Below are 977 nucleotides of genomic sequence, written 5' to 3' on the forward strand. Positions count from 1 at the left end.
CCAGGAAGCGGCGAACTCCCAGGCCCCACAGGGTGGTCACGCCATCGGCGAAGCGGACGGCCTGGCGGACGTGGCGGACCCAGTACTCGGCGTCGAAGGTCTCGACCAGGGCGCCGGTGACGTTGGAGACCACCGGGATCTGCGGCTTCGTGTAGGTCAACTTCTGCGCGACCGCGCGGAATTCGTCCAGCATGGGCTCCATGCGGGGCGAGTGGAAGGCGTGCGAGACCCGCAGGCGGGTGGTCTTGCGGCCCTCGACCCTCGGCAGCCACTCCTCGGCGGCGTCCGCGTCACCCGAGACGACGATCGCGGTGGGCGCGTTGATCGCGGCGATCTCCAGCCGGCCCTCGAAGCCGGCCAGCGACTCGGCCACCTCGGCCTCGGTGGCCTGGACGGCGACCATCGCGCCGCCGGCGGGCAGCGCGCCCATCAACCGGCCACGGGCCACCACGAGTTCGGCCGCATCCGCGAGCGAGAGCACGCCCGCGACGTGCGCGGCGGCGATCTCGCCCACCGAGTGCCCGACCAGGTAGTCGGCACGCAGGCCGAGCGACTCCGCCAGGCGGAACAGGGCCACCTCGACGGCGAACAGCGCGGCCTGGGTGAACTCGGTGGCGTTCAGCTCCTCGCCACCGGCCGCGATCAACTCCCGCACCGAGCGGCCCAGTCGGGGGTCGAGCTCGGCGCAGACCTCGCTCAGCGCCCGCTCGAACACCGGGAACGCGCCGGCGAGTTCCAGGCCCATGCCGGTGCGCTGCGAGCCCTGCCCGGTGAACAGGAACGCCGACTTGCCGCCGACCGCACCCGTCCCCGCCGTGACGGCCGACAGCCGCTCCAGCAGTTCCTGACGCCCCGAGGCCACCACGACCGCGCGCCGTTCCAGCAACGCCCGGCTGGTCGTCGCCGAGAACGCCACGTCCGCGACCGAGAGTTCGGGCTTCGCCAGCAGGTGCGACCGCAGCCGCTCGGCCTGCGCC

At 73.4% G+C, this 977-nt stretch carries 1 protein-coding gene; it reads right to left on the bottom strand.

Translation table 11 applies throughout. From position 1 onward, the window contains the following. On the bottom strand, window positions 1-977 hold a 977-nt coding region (locus VM95_RS37690; protein ID WP_045706004.1), incomplete at both ends, for an acyltransferase domain-containing protein.

Origin of the sequence: Streptomyces rubellomurinus, assembly GCF_000961885.1 — a bacterium.
Taxonomy (GTDB): Bacteria; Actinomycetota; Actinomycetes; order Streptomycetales; family Streptomycetaceae; genus Kitasatospora; species Kitasatospora rubellomurina.